Raw genomic sequence first — 15,894 nt, 5'->3', positions numbered from 1 at the left:
TAAATTGTCTCTTGCCTTAAATATACATGCATACGTTAAAAAACAAAAAACGAATTGTCGTTTATTTTTATCTTATTTAATTTTGCAGCGGTAACAGGTAAATTGTTGGCGTTACTTGCTGCTACACCAGCTTAATGCCAAGATAACATTTCTTATTCGATCGAAACCGGATTTATTTTGAACAAAATAATCTCAGCCTCCGGTCAGCAGCGGCTGCTAAAGCTGGCACGTTATCACCTTGGCGCGCCCGTGGCGGGCAAAGCGGCTGAAACCAGCAATGAGGCCAATGCGGACATCTCAGACAATACCCCAGGCAATGCGAAACATCAGCAACTTGCTGCCCGCTCTGGCGCACCAGAACCGGCTGGAGAATTGACCCTGGCGCAACGGGTAAGCCGCCGCCTGCAAATGCAACGCGAGCGCCAGCAGCAAAACCTGGAAAAAACTATGGCCCTGGCTTTAGAATATTGCCCGGAGCGGGTATCCGCGCAGGAGGTAGACCCTGACTGGTTTGCGCAGTACTGTGAGTTAGTACTGGATATTTCTAACAGCAGTATGCAGCAACTGTGGGCAAAAATACTGGCCGGTGAAATTGCCACGCCAGGCCGTTTTTCGTTGAAAACCCTGCAAACCCTGAAACAAATGAGCCATAAGGAAGCGCAAAGCCTGCAGTTAGCTGCCAGTTTAAGCTGTCGGAGCAGGCAAGAGCAAAGTGGTCGTATTTACTTTGGTTACATCCGCAAGCCATCGCTTTGGCAACTGCTAACGGGCCGCAGCATGGCATTGCTTAATTTAAGCCAGTTCGGGTTATCTTACCCACAAATACTCAATCTGGTTGATATTGGCATTTTACATAACGTCGAAATCGAAAGTGGCGAGCTGCAACCCGGGCAACACTTCAGCTGGCAGTTTCAGAGCCAGACCCTGGAATGTACCGCTCTGCAACGTGGCGTAGTATTGCAGTACTATAAATACACTGCGGTCGGCACCGAATTATTACCGTTATTAAACAGCCCTACCCACAGCGGTTACTTAGCGGCGTTGCAACAACAGCTGGCAACGGTCTTGAATTTCAAATAATTCGATAGATTATCCGTAAATAAGTGACCTTTTGTTTCTGCTGTTTATCTGGGCGTTAATGAAAACTTGGCAAGCAAGCTGTCTAGCCGGGCCGGCTCCAGTGGTTTGAACACAATATCATCCATACCAGCATCACGATAGGTTTCTATTTCAGCAGGCATAGCGTGCGCCGTAAAAGCAACTATGGGTACCTGACGAAACTGTGGCATTTGACGCAGCTGTTTAGCGATATCTACCCCAGACATATCCGGCAGTTGAATATCCAGCAGAATCATATCAAACCGTTGTTGCTGACAAAGCGAGAAAACTTGCGCCGCTGAAGTAGCCGTATGCAAAACCAAAGGCTTATTTTTTAGCAGCACCTGCACAAACGCCAGGTTTGTTTCATTGTCATCAACCACCAGAATATGCCGCAAACTGGCAGGCTCAGATACCTTTTCAGCAGATGTTTGCACTGGTATTGTCAGCTGCAAAATACAACCCAGTCCATCCAGTGACTGAGCGCTAAATTCACCGCCCGTTATTTGTATTGCTTTGAGCAATGCAACATCGGCATCACTCCACTGTAAATCAAGCAGATCAGCTGCATGCAAAAGCTGACGGCAATGTCCGGGCAAGCCATTACCATTACAACTGGCGGTTAGCTTTAATGCGGACTGTTGCTCGCCAACCTGCAACTGCAGAGCAACACTAATTTTACTGACATCCTCGCTGCGCAGACAAAGCATGATGAGCGCCTGCAGCAGCGACTTTAATGTTTTGTCACAAATGTTTACTGAATATGCCAGGTTGTCCGGATGCTCCTGCCAGTCCAGCACAACCGAAGCAGCAGGCAATAATTCATTGAAGTCATCAAGATGCCGGCCCAACCAGCTACCGAGTTGAACTGGCGGCCCTTCTGGATCGGCAGCGCTGAATTGATAATGTCCTGCCAGCAAGTGCAATTGCAATAATCGTTGTAACTGCAATGGTTGCAGTTGATCTCTGCGTTGCCATAAAATCTGGCTTTGTTCGAACCAATGCCGGATTTGGCGTTGCTGCAACTGCTGCGCCGTCGTTAACTGCTGATGTTGCTGTTCAAGTTCAGCTAATTGAGCATTACACTGCTGCAGCTGCTGATTTAGTTGCTGCACCAGTTGCTCTGAGGCCAACTCATTCTGCTCAAGCGCGCCGGACAGCTCGTTGAACGCCTGCTGTGCCGGCTTTAATAGTGGGACAAGCGACTCACTTATCTGGCATTGTTGCGGAGAGTTTTGCAGCCGTTTTAAATGGTGAGCCAATAGCTCTGCATCAGTTGCAAGCTGCAACTGTCCACGCTTTATTGCGCCGACACTTAATAAAAGGCCAAATGCCATGGCAGCTGTCAGCAATGCCAGCAGAATTAACCTAACCAGCCACGGCTGCGCAGTACTGAACACTATTGCGACATAACCATTGTCTGACAACAGCAGTTGCTGATTGTGGAGCCATGTAATAACTAACAACCAGGCCAACAGCAGTGCAAGCAACCAGGGTACAATTAACTGTCTGAATATATTTGTCAAAATGATATTGCCGTCACTTCTAATAAAGTTACTATAAAGCGATTTGGCGACAGCAACAAGGGGTGTACCGCAGCACGCCAGACCAGCAGCACAACACTACCTGAGCCACCGGCTAGAAATGCAACTCAATACCGGCAAATACGCCTTTAAAATCAATGTTACTATATAAATTATCAAGGTCATCCAAACGCAAATTTATGGCCCGGTAACCCACTTTAAGTCTGACATCAACAGCCAGTGAATCGACAACTTCATAGCCAACGCCAGCCTGTACATCATACATCCGGCTATCACTCCATCCGATGTAGCTGCCCTGAGCAAATATATCTAAACCAGTCAGCGGTAAACCAATTTTACTACTGACATACACCAGTGGCAGCCACTGCGACACCGACTCCTCGCCCTGTAAGCCGTTCTGGGCCTGCTCCACCACTGAGGCCGAACCTTTGATATGCTTACCATTAACACCCAAATCGAGCGCGACTACACTGTTGTCGAGTATTTCATAGTACAACACAATATCGGTATTGCTCAGGTCTAGCCGATTGGCAACTGTAGTACTCACTGCAAAATCTTCACCGCCGAAACTAAACTGAGCATCGATTATCGACACACCTTGTGCTTCAAGTTGATTGTGTGCCAACCGGATATTCGGTAACAGCGGTATTGGATGTTCCAGCGCAAGAAAATAAGAACCCTGAGTTTTACTGTCAAAATTAAATACTGGTGCCGGCTCGCTGTTGCCAAAACTTCCGGTAACGTCGCTACGCCAGCCATCACCACCAACGTATATGCCAAACAAGGTGTCAGCAGAAGCCTGCCCCGTTACCATGACTAAACTCAGGGTCATTGATAACGCGGTTTTATTAATAAAGCTTTTTTTCATCCTGCTTATCCTTGAGTCAATAGTTCTGATAAATCAATCAGTGCCGCATTGGCGCGGGAAATGTAATTTGCCATTACCAGGCTGTGGTTGGCAAGCAAACCAAAGCCGCTGCCGTTTAATACCATTGGGCTCCAAATTGGCTGCTGGGTAGCCTCCAACTCACGGATGATCTGTTGCAAACTTACCATAGCATTGCGCCGGTGCAGCACTTCAGCAAAATCTACCTCTACTGCTTTCAGGTAATGCAATAAAGCCCAGGCTGCACCGCGTGCTTCATAAAATTCATCATCAATTTTCCACCAGCTGGTTTTAACAATCTGATGACCCGGTGCATTAGTCGACTGCCGGGCACCGACATCACCAGCAAGATCAGTATTCAGACGATCCTGGCCAACACTGGCACTTAACCGCTGGGAATAACTTCCCAATCTTTTTTCAACGTTTTTTAACCAGTCCCGCAGATTATCAGCTCTTGCATAAAACTGGCTGTCAGGCATTGAACTGTCGGACAAGGCATCACGGTAAAGATATAACTGGGCAATAGCCTTTCGATATTCAGATTCGGCGCTTGGGATAGCCCAGCTGCGATGATCAATATTAAATTGTGGCTGAGCTACTTTTAAAAATTCGTTTTCGGCAGATTGTGATTGGGAGCGGCTGAAGTCTTTACGAAACGCCAGTGCCAGATCGCGCGACATTTCCAGCACCCCAAACTCCCAGGCGGGCATATTGTCCAGTAAGCTGTAGGGCGGCAAAATATCATTAGCCAGATAACCACCTGGCTTATCAAGCAGGGTTTCGGTCACTTTTATCAATGCGGTGGTAGTAGTGTAACCCACTCTGGGCGTAACATTGTCGTTTTGCTGGGCATGCTGGATCTGCTCGGTCATTACTGCAGGCTCACGGCTTACCCACCAGCTAATCACCATAAAAATAACCAACACCAGGCCGACCACCAGGTAGCTCATATTACGCTTGTTCATTTAATATCCTTAGCGACGAGGCATTTCAGTTAATGGCATACTCAGTTCAAGCTGCTGGCCATTGCTAAAACTCAGAAGGACAGTAACACTCTCACCCGCCAGCAGTGGCTGCAGCGGATTAAACAGCATCAGGTGTAAGCCACCTGGCTGCAGACTAACGCTGGCATTTGCTGCAATCTCAATTTGCCCGACCTGTTCCATCCGCATTACACCATCCTGATGAGTATGCTGGTGCAACTCGGCGCGTTCAAATGCTGTGCTTCGGGCAGCAGTTAAGCTGACAGGGTCTGCTGTATTATTCTGGATAGTGAAATAACCTGCGGTCACGGTTCTGCCAGGCATAGGGACTCTGACCTGACCATCAGTTACGATTAGCTCTGCAGCATTAGCGGCAAAACTGATTACGGCAATTAGTATTAAGACAATAAATCGAACCATGTCATGCTCCCATAGCAAATTTAGTTTATCTTACACCAAATTCTGACAGCTGGCAGCGACCAGAGATAAAGTTATCACGCTTAACATGGCTTAGGCCCGGTACAGCTAACTCCGGGTTTTGTACCATAACAGTAAAACAGGCGTCAGAAAACTCCACAACATGAACGCCGAAAACATGGTGACAACGGGCAGTAAATACAGCAGCAATAAACTGCTTGCAGTCAACATTACTTACTCTGCCGCAGGTTTGGGATCTGCTTTGACATCCACTTCTTTATGTTGCGCGACCTGAGAATCAGTCTGCAATAATTGGCGAACTTCAGCCGCGGTTTTTTCGACCGCCTGCCGTGCCTGATCAGCAATAGTGACTTTAAGTTCCGCCAGTTGATTGGCTGCCAATTGCTGCAAAGCTTCAGTAGCAGGGTTAGCTTGTACTGGCGCAGCAGTAAACATTACAGCAGCAGTTAAGGTAAGAGCAGCTAAAGTTTTCATTTGATATTCCTTCATAATAGTTAAGTTAGTTGGTACTACAACTTACCTATTACAAAGCTTATGCCAACTTTATTATAAAAATAACTTATTGATATTTAACACTTTAATTAACACCCTGTTGTTGGCTGTTTTTTAGCCAATCCTGTAAAACTAAAAATTAGTTAAATTAACCACTGCGTTAGTCAAATTCTTCATGCTGGATTCATATTGCGATTTACACCAGTATTTATAATGCTACTTACTCAGGTACAGCGGCCAACGCCTGAACTAACACTTCCGGCCCAGCCCCGGCCAGATGGCCATTTTCGCTCAGATGACGTCGCCACAAACGGGCACCCGGCAGGCCCTGAAACAGTCCCAGCATATGGCGGGCAATGTGCCAAAAACGGGCCCCTTGCTGCATTTGCTGCTCAATATAAGGCAGCATTGCCCGCACTAATTCGTGCTGACTGAGCACCGGCTGCTCCTCACCATAAATAAAATGATCAACCTGACTGAGTAAGTACGGGTTGGTATAGGCCTCACGTCCTACCATCACGCCATCAACCAGCTGTAACTGATAACGCACATCATCCAGGGTTTTAATACCACCATTGATGCTGATATTAAGCTGAGGAAAATCCTGCTTAAGTTGATGCACCCTCGGGTAATCTAACTCTGGTATTTCCCGGTTTTCTTTTGGGCTTAAACCTTTTAACCAGGCTTTACGCGCGTGGACAATAAACTGCTGACAGCCTGCATCAGCTATGGTGCCAACAAAATCTGTTAAAAACTGGTAGCTGTCCAGCTCATCAATTCCTATCCGGCTCTTTACGGTAACTGGAATCGACACCGCGTCCAGCATGGCACTGACGCAACTGGCCACCAGTTCAGGCTTCGCCATCAGGCAGGCACCAAACATACCGTTTTGCACCCGATCTGACGGACAACCAACATTAATATTTACCGCATCGTAGCCGCGCTGTTCAGCCATTTTTGCGCATTGAGCCATTTCTGCCGGATTAGAACCGCCCAGCTGCAAAACCAACGGATGCTCCTGCTCGTTAAACGCCAGATAATCCCCTTTACCGTGGATAAGCGCGCCGGTAGTTACCATTTCGGTATAAAGCACGGCGTGTCTGGTCATCAGCCGGTGAAAGTAACGGCAATGTTTATCCGTCCAATCAAGCATCGGAGCAACTGAAAATTTGTGGTCTATAGGTTTAGAAGCCAAAAGTCACGTACCTGCAACGAGAGATGAATTATAAAGCCGCATAGTGTACAACAATTGGTAGCCAAATAGACCGCCTTCAGCCAATTATCAGCCGCCGCTATGCGTGGAACTTGAAGAGCAATATGCTACACTGCCAACGACTGCTGCCAGGAGATCAGATTAAGTATGTCAACAGAATCATTAGTCACCCGGGCTAAAGCAATTTGCGAGAAGAACGGCGCACGCTTTACCTCCATCCGGGAAAAAGTATTTCGGTTAATGGCACAAACCGACAGTGGTATGGGTGCTTACGACCTGCTGGAACAATTAAAGCAAACAGAACCGGCAGCCAAACCTGCTACTATCTACCGGGCGTTGGAGTTTTTAACCGAACAGGGCTTCATCCATAAAATTGAATCAAGTAACGCTTTTATGTTGTGCCATCACTTTGGCCATCATCATCCGGCGCAATTACTGATCTGTGACCGTTGCGGTAACGTAAGCGAGTTGCATTCTGCATTACTACAGCAAGAATTCGGTGCCCTTGCCAACGAACGGGGTTTTAAAATTAACCACCAGACCATAGAAGCACATGGTTTTTGTCAAAAGTGCCAGCAAGTTGCATAAATACTAATAAAACAATAAGCTGGCTTGTATGATCAGCGAAATACTCCTAGTCTTACAACGTCAGGCTGGTATATTCCAACGCAAAAAAAACAGGCGCGTTCCATGAATGTTGAGTATATAAATCCGTTTCTCTCTTCTCTGGTTAATGTTTTAGCAACTATGGCTAATACTACTATTGTGCCGGGCCAGCCACGGATAAAAAAGGACGAAGTAGCCCGTGGCGACGTGTCCGGTTTAATTGGCATGGTAGGCAGCGATATTAAAGGCTCGTTTTCTGTTAGTTTTGAAGAAAGCCTGGCGCTGGAAGTCATGTACCGGATGCTGGGTGAAAAGCCAAAAACTATTGATGCAGATGTTACTGATATGGTTGGCGAAATCACCAATATGGTTACCGGAGGCGCCAAACGCATTCTAGGCGATAAAGGCTATGAATTTTCGATGGCCACGCCAATAGTGGTGTCCGGTAAAGCCCATACCATCACTCACAAATGCGAAGGGCCAACCATTTTAATGCCGTTTGATTCAGAATTTGGCAAAGTACACATTGAAGTCAGCTTTGACAGGTAATTGTCCGGTTAGCGGTTATACAGGCAAATACTGATAATCAACTCTGGGAGTAATATTACATAGCAACTCATAGGGGATGGTATCCGCATATTGCGCTACCCGCTCAATGGCAAGCTCCGGGCCCCAGAGTACCGCTTCAGCGCCAATTGTCTCAGCAGGATTGGCACCCAGGTCAACGGTAATCATATCCATCGACACCCGGCCTACCAGTTGCACTTCCCGCCCGGCCAGCCATACCGGCGTGCCGTTAACGGCGTGGCGCGGATAACCATCGCCATAACCTATAGCGATAACTCCAACCCAGGTTGCTTTTTCGGCTTGCCAGTTGGCGCCATAACCTACGGTATCGCCGGGCTGCAACTGGCGCATAGCAATCAGCCTGCTACTTAACCGCATAACCGGCTGCAACTGATGTTGCTGCCCCTGCTGATCCGGTAACGGCGAAATACCATGCAGCATTAAGCCGGGGCGTACCCAGTCACCATGGCTTTGCGGCAGGCAAAGAATAGCGGCGCTGTTAGCCAGGCTTTGCTGCTCGGCTTTATCGATACAAAGCTGCTGAAACAGTGCCAGTTGTTGCTCTGTCTTGGCAGAGCCTGGTATATCTGCACAGCAGAAATGGCTCATTAAACGAATACCAGGCTGCACAGTCTGACACTGCCACAGCCGACGATAGAATTCATTAAATTGCTCGGGGGCAATGCCCAACCGGTGCATCCCGGTATCAATTTTTAACCAGACTTTTAGCTGCCCCTCTAACGCTGTTTGCTCCAGCGCTTGCAATTGCAGCTCATTATGCACCACCGTTTGCAGGTTGTTCGCCAGCAGTATCGGCAGTTCAGCGGCTTCGTAAAATCCTTCCAGCAGCACTATTGGTTTAACAATACCCGCTGTGCGCAGCGCCAGTGCTTCATCTATCCGCGCCACCGCAAAAGCATCCGCCGCTGTTAATGCCTGGGCCACTTGTACCAAACCATGACCATAAGCATTAGCTTTCAACACCGCCAGTACTTTACTGGCAGGCGCCAATTGCTGCACCCGCTGCAAATTATGGCCAAGGGCAGCCAGATTAATTTGGGCTACCGGCCGGCGTGACATTAATACTCGTCCTCAAAACGGGCGCTGCCGGCATAGTTGTCAAATCGGGAGAAATGACCGTGGAAGGTTAAGCGCACTTTGCCGATGGGGCCGTTTCGCTGCTTGCCAATGATAATTTCGGCCAGGCCTTTTTCAGCACTGTCCTCATGATAAACCTCGTCGCGGTAGATAAACATAATTAAGTCGGCGTCCTGCTCGATAGAACCCGACTCCCGCAAGTCAGAGTTAACAGGACGTTTATCAGCGCGCTGTTCCAGGCCCCGGTTTAGCTGCGACAGCGCTATCACCGGCACTTTCAGTTCTTTCGCTAAGGATTTTAATGAACGGGAAATTTCAGCAATTTCTAAGGTACGGTTTTCACTTAAACCCGGTACTGTCATCAGCTGCAAATAATCGACCATAATCATGCTCAGGCCGCCATGCTCCCGCGCCACCCGCCGGGCCCTCGAACGCACTTCAGTCGGCGTCAGGCCCGAGGCATCGTCGATATACATTTTACCTTTGCTGTTCAGAAGCTCAATAGCCGAGGACAACCGCGCCCAGTCTTCATCTTCCAGCTGGCCGGTCCGCACCTTGGTCTGGTTTATCCGGCCTAACGAGGCCAGCATCCGCATCATTATCTGGTCTGAGGGCATTTCCAGACTGAATATCAGTACCGGTTTGTCACTGGTAATGGCCGCATGCTCGCACAGGTTCATGGCAAAGGTGGTTTTACCCATCGACGGCCGGGCGGCGACGATGATTAAATCGGATGGCTGGAAGCCATTGGTCATTTTATCAAGATCCATATAACCCGAAGACAAACCGGTAATACCGGTTTGCGGCGAGCGGAACAGCGCATCAATTTTGTCGATGGTTTTGGCCAGAATATTATTAATTGGCTCCGGGCCTTCATTGGCATTAGCTCGCTGCTCAGCAATTTTAAATACCTTACTTTCAGCGAAATCTAAAAGTTCGGCACTGGTGCGGCCCTGAGTATCGTAGCCGGCATCGGCAATATCATGCGCTACCGCTATCATATCGCGCACCACAGCCCGCTCCCGCACGATGTCGGCGTAGGCCATAATGTTAGCAGCACTGGGAGTATTTTTGGCGATCTCACCCAGATAAGCAAAACCACCGATATCGTCCAGTTGCTGGTTGGCTTCTAATGCTTCGGATACGGTTATTAAATCGATGGGCTGATTTGCTTCGGCAATCCGCGCCATGGCGCTGAAGATAAAACGGTGCGAACGCAGGTAAAAATCCTGCTCAACCACCTTTTCCGACACCCGGTCCCAGGCCTGATTATCCAGCATTAAGCCACCCAGTACAGATTGCTCAGCTTCGATAGAGTGCGGTGGCATTTTCAGGCCGGCGACTTGCTTGTCTTTATTACTGCTCATAACACCTGACAAAATTGGGAATAACTGTGCAATGCTACCTTGCAAGCGGCAGAATAAAAAGCAACGTTGTGGTTTTTTTTAATTAAGGGGCGGTGCAGCTGAAAAGACGGGCGGTAAAGAAGGTTTAAACAAGATCAGGAGAGGAACAGAGTGGCGCACTGCATTGCAGTGCGCCAGTAGCCTTAGGCTTCTGCGATAATAACAACTTTAATGGTTGCTACTACTTCAGCGTGTAACTGCAGGTCGATTTCGTGCTCGCCAGTTTCACGTAAAGTACCGTTAGGTAATTTCACTTCAGCTTTAGTAACTTTTACGCCAGCTTCAGTAATGGCATCAGCGATATCGCGGGTGCCTACTGAACCGAACAGCTTGCCTTCGTCACCGGCTTTAGAAGCGATAGTCACTTCAGCCAGTTCTGCCAGCTTAGCGGCACGGTCGTTAGCGGCAGTTAAATCAGCAGCCAGTTTGGCTTCTAATTCAGCGCGACGCTGTTCGAACTTTTCAGTGTTAGCTTTGTTAGCCGGAACTGCTTTACCCTGTGGGAATAAGAAGTTACGAGCATAACCAGACTTAACAGAAACATTGTCACCTAAACCACCAAGGTTTGAGACTTTGTCTAACAGAATAACTTGCATACTTATACCCCTTCTGTATTAGCTGTGTGAGTCGCTGTACGGCAACAAGGCCAGGTAGCGAGCGCGCTTAATAGCACGAGCCAGCTGACGCTGATACTTAGCGCTGGTACCAGTAATACGGCTAGGTACGATCTTGCCGCTTTCTGTAACATAGTTTTTCAGAACAGCGGTATCTTTGTAATCAATCTCTACAGTGCCTTCTGCAGAAAAACGGCAGAATTTACGGCGACGGAAAAAACGTGACATTTGTCTGTCTCCTAACTTATTTGTTCAATCTGCTGGGCGTGCAGTACCAGTTTTGCCTGACCACTGCGGTTCTGGTGCCGGTTTAAAAACCCGCTAACCTTTACCATGCTACCCAACGTCAAAGTTTGAGCTTGCTGATGTAACACTGTGCCACTTAACACGGCCTGCATTCTGACATAAGCCTGACGGTTAAGGCCGGCTTCCTGCTGATTGCTGCGATGCTCAATTGTGATAACAGTGTGCGGGATACCCGCCGGACTCTCACTGCGTTCAGGGTGCCGGCATACGGCGCCACTAAGCACGATGATATTGTCCATCAAACTTACTCTTCGTTTTCAACCTGCTCTTCTGATTCACGAGGAGCACGGTCACGAGGACGCTCGTCACGTGAACGCTCATCACGTACCTTAGCCATTGGAGATGGCTCAACTACGGCACCGTTAGTGCGCATAATCAGGTTACGTAAAACTGCATCGTTGTAACGGAAGTTAGTTTCCAGCTCATCAATCACTGTTTGTGGTGCTTCCACGTTCAGCAACACATAGTGTGCTTTGTGCAGTTTTTGGATTGGGTAAGCCAGTTGACGACGGCCCCAGTCTTCTAAACGGTGGATAGTACCGCCCGCTTCTTTGATAGAGCCAGTGTAGCGCTCAATCATGCCAGGCACTTGTTCACTCTGATCAGGGTGAACCATAAAAACGATTTCGTAATGACGCATTGTAGCTCCTTACGGTTAGTAAGCCTCGGGTGAGCTCGGCCGGGCTCGCATAGAGGCAAGGAACGTTAGTGTATGGCCGAAGGTCGCGTATTTTACGGAGTTAGCGGGCAAATAACAAGCAGAATATACCAGGTCAGTTAACTTCTTTGGCGTACTGCTTCGAACAGGCAAATTCCCGCTGCAACTGACACATTCAGGCTGGACACAGTACCAAACATCGGTATCTTTACCAGGCTGTCACAGGTTTCACGGGTTAAGCGGCGCAGGCCCTCGCCCTCAGCGCCTAACACCAGCGCTAACGGTCCATTAAAGTCAGCCTGATAAATAGTGGTGTCGGTTTCTCCGGCCGTACCCACCACCCAAACGCCGGCTTCCTGTAACTCGCGCAGAGTGCGGGCTAAATTGGTCACGGTAATAAAGGGCACCGCTTCAGCGGCACCGCATGCCACCTTGCGCACCACTGCCGTCAGTTTAACGGAGCGGTCTTTCGGTGAAATTACCGCATGCACCCCAGCGGCATCAGCACTGCGTAAAATAGCACCCAGGTTATGCGGATCAGTTACGCCATCGAGCACCAGCAAAAATGGTTTATCTTTTTGCTCAAGTAAGGTGGCCAGGTCACTTTCATTGCCACTACTTGCTAAACGCGCCTTGGCGACAATGCCCTGGTGCTGGCCATTAACCATGTCATCCAGGGTTCTGCGGTTACAAAACTGGATAGAAATACCATTTTGGCGCGCTTGCTGAATAAGCGGTTGCATCCGCTTATCTTCGCGGTCTTTCATGATAAACAATTCTAAAATATCCTGCGGTGCCCGTTCTAACAGGGCATTTACCGCATGAATACCAAATACAAAATCTGCGCTCATAGTTAGCTTTTTCTCAAATTTTTTGCTTAGTCAGCCTGGCCAATTAAGATTTCTTCGCCCGGCGCCGCGGCTTTTTCGGGCCGCTTTTCGCCGTTTTAGGTTTGTCACCGGCTTTGGCCGCTGGTTTAGCAGCGGCTTTGCCACCACCTTTACCACTGCGCCGGCCGGCACCGCCAGTTTTCGACTCTTTTTCAGCAAAAGCCGCATTGCGGCTGGCTTTTACCGCCCGTCCCGACACATTATGTTTTGGCTCACCCACCACAGCTAAATCAATTTTGCGCGACTCTAAACTAACTGCCAGCACTTTTACTTTAACCTGATCGCCCATCCGGTAACTAACGCCGCTATGTTCGCCATTCAGCACCTGACGTTCAGCATCAAAGCGGTAGTAATCGTTTTGCAACGAGGTCACATGTACCAGGCCCTCAATATATAAATCACTTAAGCGGACAAATAAACCAAAGTTGGTTACAGTCGCTACCACACCGTCAAATTCGGCGCCTAAATGATCCTGCATATATTCGCACTTCAGCCAGTCAGACACTTCACGGGTGGCATCATCGGCCCGGCGTTCCGTCATTGAGCACTGCTCGCCAAAATGAGTAATCTCTTTTTCGCTGTATGCCCGCTCGCCATTTACTTTCTGGTTTTGCTTAACCAGAATCGCTTTAATCGCCCGGTGCAACACCAGATCCGGATAGCGGCGAATAGGTGAGGTAAAGTGGGCGTAAGCCTCCAGCGCCAAACCAAAGTGGCCCTGATTATCCCCCTGATACACCGCCTGCTTCATCGAGCGCAGCATGGTGGTTTCAATCAGTTCCCGATCTGGCCGGTCGGCCAGAGTGGCCAACACTTGCGTCAACTCCAGTGGGGTTGGTTCAGCGGAAATATTGGCTTCAATACCTAACTCGGCTAAAAAGCGCCGGAAATTAGCAAAACGATCGCCATCTGGCCGCTCATGCACCCGGAATAAGGCATGAGCCTCATGTTTTTCAACAAAACGAGCTGAAGCAACGTTGGCCATAATCATACATTCTTCGATGATTTTATGTGCTTCATTGCGATGTACCGGCACAATTTGTTCTATTTTGCGATGGCTGTTAAAGATAAAGCGGGTTTCCACCGTTTCAAACTCAATAGCGCCGCGCTGACCACGCACTTTGGCCAGCTTTTTATAAAGGCTGTACAGGGTTTCCAGATTGCTCAGGTTGGCCTGATATTGCTTACGCAGCTCAGGATCACCCTGTAAAATGGCATGCACTTTGTTGTAGGTAAAACGGGCGGCTGAGTGCATAACAGCTTCATAAAACTGGTAGCTTTCCAGCTTACCACTGGCACTAATATGCATTTCAGCAACAAAACATAAACGATCGGTGTGTGGATTCAGTGAGCAAAGGCCATTAGATAACGCCTCCGGCAGCATCGGCACCACATGGTCGGGGAAATACACCGAGTTACCCCGCTCCAGGGCACTGCGATCTAATGGCGTGTCAGGTTTAACATAAGCACTGACATCAGCAATGGCTACCCAAAGCTTCCAGCCCCCGTTTTCTTTGGCTTCGGCATAAACTGCATCGTCAAAATCACGGGCATCTTCACCATCAATTGTAACCAGTGGCAGTTTGGTCAGATCTACCCGGCCCAGTTTCGCTTCGTCTGGCACCTGCTCGCCGTATTTCGCAACTTGTTGTAATACAGCTTGCGGGAACTCGTGTGGGATCTGATGATTGCGGATAGCGACTTCAATTTCCATCCCGGGCGCCATATGCTCACCCAGTACTTCAATCACTTTACCGACAGCGCTGACCCGCTTTGACGGGCGCTGAGTTATCTCAACCAGCACTATCTGACCATGACGCGCTGCACCTTGTTCTCCTTCCGGCACCATAATATCCTGAGTGATCCGTGGGTCGTCCGGTACCACTACGCACACCGCAGTATCTTTATAATAACGGCCAACCACCGGCTCAGTGCGGGGTTCCAGCACCCGCACTACCCGGGCTTCCACCTTGTCTTTACTCTTCATCGCCGCTGCAGTGGCCAGTACTTTATCGCCTGGCAGCACCCGCTGCATTTCATGATAAGGCAGATACCAGTCCGGGCCGCCCTGCTCCAGCTTTAAGAAGCCAAAACCTTCCCGATGGCCAATTACAGTGCCCTTTACCAGGTCCATATGGTCCACCAGACCATAGCGCTTATTCTTAGTGAAGATAAGCTGGCCATCCCGCTCCATTGCCCGTAAACGCTTTTTAAGAGCGAAGATAGCATCGTCATCAGTCAGGGCGAGTTCGGTTACCAGTTCGTCAAAGTAGGCAGGTTGTTGCCGCTTTTCGATGTGTTCCAGGATAAATTCCCGGCTGGGGATAGGGTTGTCGTATTTTTCTTGCTCACGCGCAAGATGCGGATCATTTACCGTCATTAATTAAACTTTTATTTCCTGTTTTCATATATTGAGTGTAACAGCTAAGCAGAAACATTGGATGAATTTCATTTGACAGGTCGTCTGGCATTGGCCACTACCCGCTCTGGCATCTTCTTGGCAAGCTGTTGCAGCAGTTGCTGTATTCTAGCATGAGTGTTGGCATCTGCACTAATAGCATGATGCAGCCAACGGTAACTTTGTTCGTAATCTACCGGTGAACCGTAACCGTCTGCCAGTAGCTGGGCATAGCGCAGTTGCGCATTCAGGTTGCCCATTGCTGCCGCTTCATGCAGATAAACCAGCGCTTTGTCTATATCTACCTGCACGAAACGGCCTATGTGATAATAGCGGCCCACTTGCTCCAGTGCTTCGGGTAAGCCTTGTGCAGCTGCTTGCAACATTAAATCCCAGCCGCGTTCTACGTTGCGCGGCACACACACTGCATATGCCAGCATGTCACCGTATAAAAACTGATAGGCCGGAAGCTGCATAATATCGGCCCGGGCTTCAATATCCTGCACCAATTGACAATCATCGGCGCGAACTTTTCGTAAGTGACTGTTAGTTTTAATTAAATCTAACAACTCATCCTGAGTGTAAAGTTGTACCGCATCCACTTGCTGGGCAGTAATTGGCGGAGCAATTACTATCCCAAGCAGCAGCAGGACAGCAGGCAATAACATAACTGTTTTCATAGGGCGTCAAATAACCG

General features: G+C 48.8%; 18 protein-coding genes. 3 read left to right on the top strand and 15 right to left on the bottom strand.

The genetic code is table 11. From position 1 onward, the window contains the following. Nucleotides 1-177 precede the first annotated feature (177 nt). On the top strand, nt 178-1,080 hold the full coding sequence (locus H141_RS0109115; RefSeq protein WP_019675950.1) for a TIGR03899 family protein: 903 nt from the start codon (nt 178-180) through the stop codon (nt 1,078-1,080). A 44-nt stretch (nt 1,081-1,124) separates the two neighbouring features. Here the strand turns inward: H141_RS0109115 and H141_RS0109110 are convergent, their stop codons facing one another. From H141_RS0109110 to dusA, 6 genes are all read right to left on the bottom strand, one after another. Further along, on the bottom strand, nt 1,125-2,624 hold the full coding sequence (locus H141_RS0109110; RefSeq protein WP_019675949.1) for a response regulator: 1,500 nt from the start codon (nt 2,622-2,624) through the stop codon (nt 1,125-1,127). A gap of 112 nt (nt 2,625-2,736) precedes the next feature. Beyond that, the gene (locus tag H141_RS0109105; RefSeq protein ID WP_019675948.1) at nt 2,737-3,510 is read right to left on the bottom strand and encodes a TIGR04219 family outer membrane beta-barrel protein; all 774 of its coding nucleotides are present in this window, start codon (nt 3,508-3,510) and stop codon (nt 2,737-2,739) included. A 5-nt stretch (nt 3,511-3,515) separates the two neighbouring features. Then, nucleotides 3,516-4,493 carry a DUF2333 family protein gene (locus tag H141_RS0109100; RefSeq protein WP_019675947.1) on the bottom strand — a complete coding sequence of 326 codons (978 nt, stop codon included), beginning with the start codon at nt 4,491-4,493 and terminating at the stop codon, nt 3,516-3,518. Nucleotides 4,494-4,502: 9 nt separating this feature from the next. After that, on the bottom strand, nt 4,503-4,931 hold the full coding sequence (locus tag H141_RS0109095) for a copper chaperone PCu(A)C (RefSeq protein WP_019675946.1): 429 nt from the start codon (nt 4,929-4,931) through the stop codon (nt 4,503-4,505). Nucleotides 4,932-5,162: 231 nt separating this feature from the next. Beyond that, nucleotides 5,163-5,423, bottom strand: coding sequence for a hypothetical protein (locus H141_RS0109085; RefSeq protein ID WP_019675944.1), 261 nt, complete (start codon nt 5,421-5,423; stop codon nt 5,163-5,165). A 238-nt stretch (nt 5,424-5,661) separates the two neighbouring features. Beyond that, complete coding sequence (gene dusA / locus H141_RS0109080) at nt 5,662-6,636, bottom strand: tRNA dihydrouridine(20/20a) synthase DusA (protein WP_205620366.1); 975 nt, start codon at nt 6,634-6,636, stop codon at nt 5,662-5,664. Nucleotides 6,637-6,801: 165 nt separating this feature from the next. On the opposite strand from dusA, the gene zur reads away from it, so the two are divergent. After that, entirely contained in the window at nt 6,802-7,242 is a 441-nt protein-coding gene (zur, locus tag H141_RS0109075) for a zinc uptake transcriptional repressor Zur (protein WP_019675942.1), read from the top strand. A gap of 102 nt (nt 7,243-7,344) precedes the next feature. Next, on the top strand, nt 7,345-7,809 hold the full coding sequence (locus H141_RS0109070; RefSeq protein WP_019675941.1) for a chemotaxis protein CheX: 465 nt from the start codon (nt 7,345-7,347) through the stop codon (nt 7,807-7,809). 15 nt (nt 7,810-7,824) lie between these two features. On the opposite strand, the gene alr is transcribed toward H141_RS0109070, so the two are convergent. From alr to H141_RS0109025, 9 genes are all read right to left on the bottom strand, one after another. Then, nucleotides 7,825-8,907: an alanine racemase gene (gene alr, locus H141_RS0109065; protein ID WP_019675940.1), complete on the bottom strand. Its 1,083-nt coding sequence runs from the start codon at nt 8,905-8,907 to the stop codon at nt 7,825-7,827. Continuing rightward, nucleotides 8,907-10,292, bottom strand: a complete 1,386-nt coding sequence (gene dnaB / locus H141_RS0109060; protein ID WP_019675939.1) for a replicative DNA helicase — start codon at nt 10,290-10,292, stop codon at nt 8,907-8,909. The genes alr and dnaB overlap by 1 nt, the downstream gene beginning before the upstream one ends. A gap of 182 nt (nt 10,293-10,474) precedes the next feature. Beyond that, complete coding sequence (rplI, locus tag H141_RS0109055; protein WP_019675938.1) at nt 10,475-10,927, bottom strand: 50S ribosomal protein L9; 453 nt, start codon at nt 10,925-10,927, stop codon at nt 10,475-10,477. An 18-nt stretch (nt 10,928-10,945) separates the two neighbouring features. Continuing rightward, complete coding sequence (gene rpsR / locus H141_RS0109050) at nt 10,946-11,173, bottom strand: 30S ribosomal protein S18 (RefSeq protein ID WP_008218940.1); 228 nt, start codon at nt 11,171-11,173, stop codon at nt 10,946-10,948. Nucleotides 11,174-11,184: 11 nt separating this feature from the next. Continuing rightward, nucleotides 11,185-11,490, bottom strand: coding sequence for a primosomal replication protein N (gene priB, locus H141_RS0109045; protein WP_019675937.1), 306 nt, complete (start codon nt 11,488-11,490; stop codon nt 11,185-11,187). A gap of 5 nt (nt 11,491-11,495) precedes the next feature. Further along, the gene (rpsF, locus tag H141_RS0109040; protein WP_019675936.1) at nt 11,496-11,891 is read right to left on the bottom strand and encodes a 30S ribosomal protein S6; all 396 of its coding nucleotides are present in this window, start codon (nt 11,889-11,891) and stop codon (nt 11,496-11,498) included. Nucleotides 11,892-12,028: 137 nt separating this feature from the next. Continuing rightward, nucleotides 12,029-12,760: a 23S rRNA (guanosine(2251)-2'-O)-methyltransferase RlmB gene (rlmB, locus tag H141_RS0109035; RefSeq protein WP_019675935.1), complete on the bottom strand. Its 732-nt coding sequence runs from the start codon at nt 12,758-12,760 to the stop codon at nt 12,029-12,031. A 43-nt stretch (nt 12,761-12,803) separates the two neighbouring features. After that, nucleotides 12,804-15,179 carry a ribonuclease R gene (gene rnr / locus H141_RS0109030; protein ID WP_019675934.1) on the bottom strand — a complete coding sequence of 792 codons (2,376 nt, stop codon included), beginning with the start codon at nt 15,177-15,179 and terminating at the stop codon, nt 12,804-12,806. A gap of 68 nt (nt 15,180-15,247) precedes the next feature. After that, nucleotides 15,248-15,877, bottom strand: a complete 630-nt coding sequence (locus H141_RS0109025; protein WP_019675933.1) for a tetratricopeptide repeat protein — start codon at nt 15,875-15,877, stop codon at nt 15,248-15,250. Between the last annotated feature and the right edge of the window lie 17 nt (nt 15,878-15,894).

Source organism: Arsukibacterium perlucidum DSM 18276 (genome assembly GCF_000382165.1).
In the GTDB taxonomy this organism is placed as follows: Bacteria; Pseudomonadota; Gammaproteobacteria; order Enterobacterales; family Alteromonadaceae; genus Alishewanella; species Alishewanella perlucidum.
Note: the sequence above shows the minus strand (reverse complement) of the source record. Positions and strands in the feature narration are given on the sequence as shown.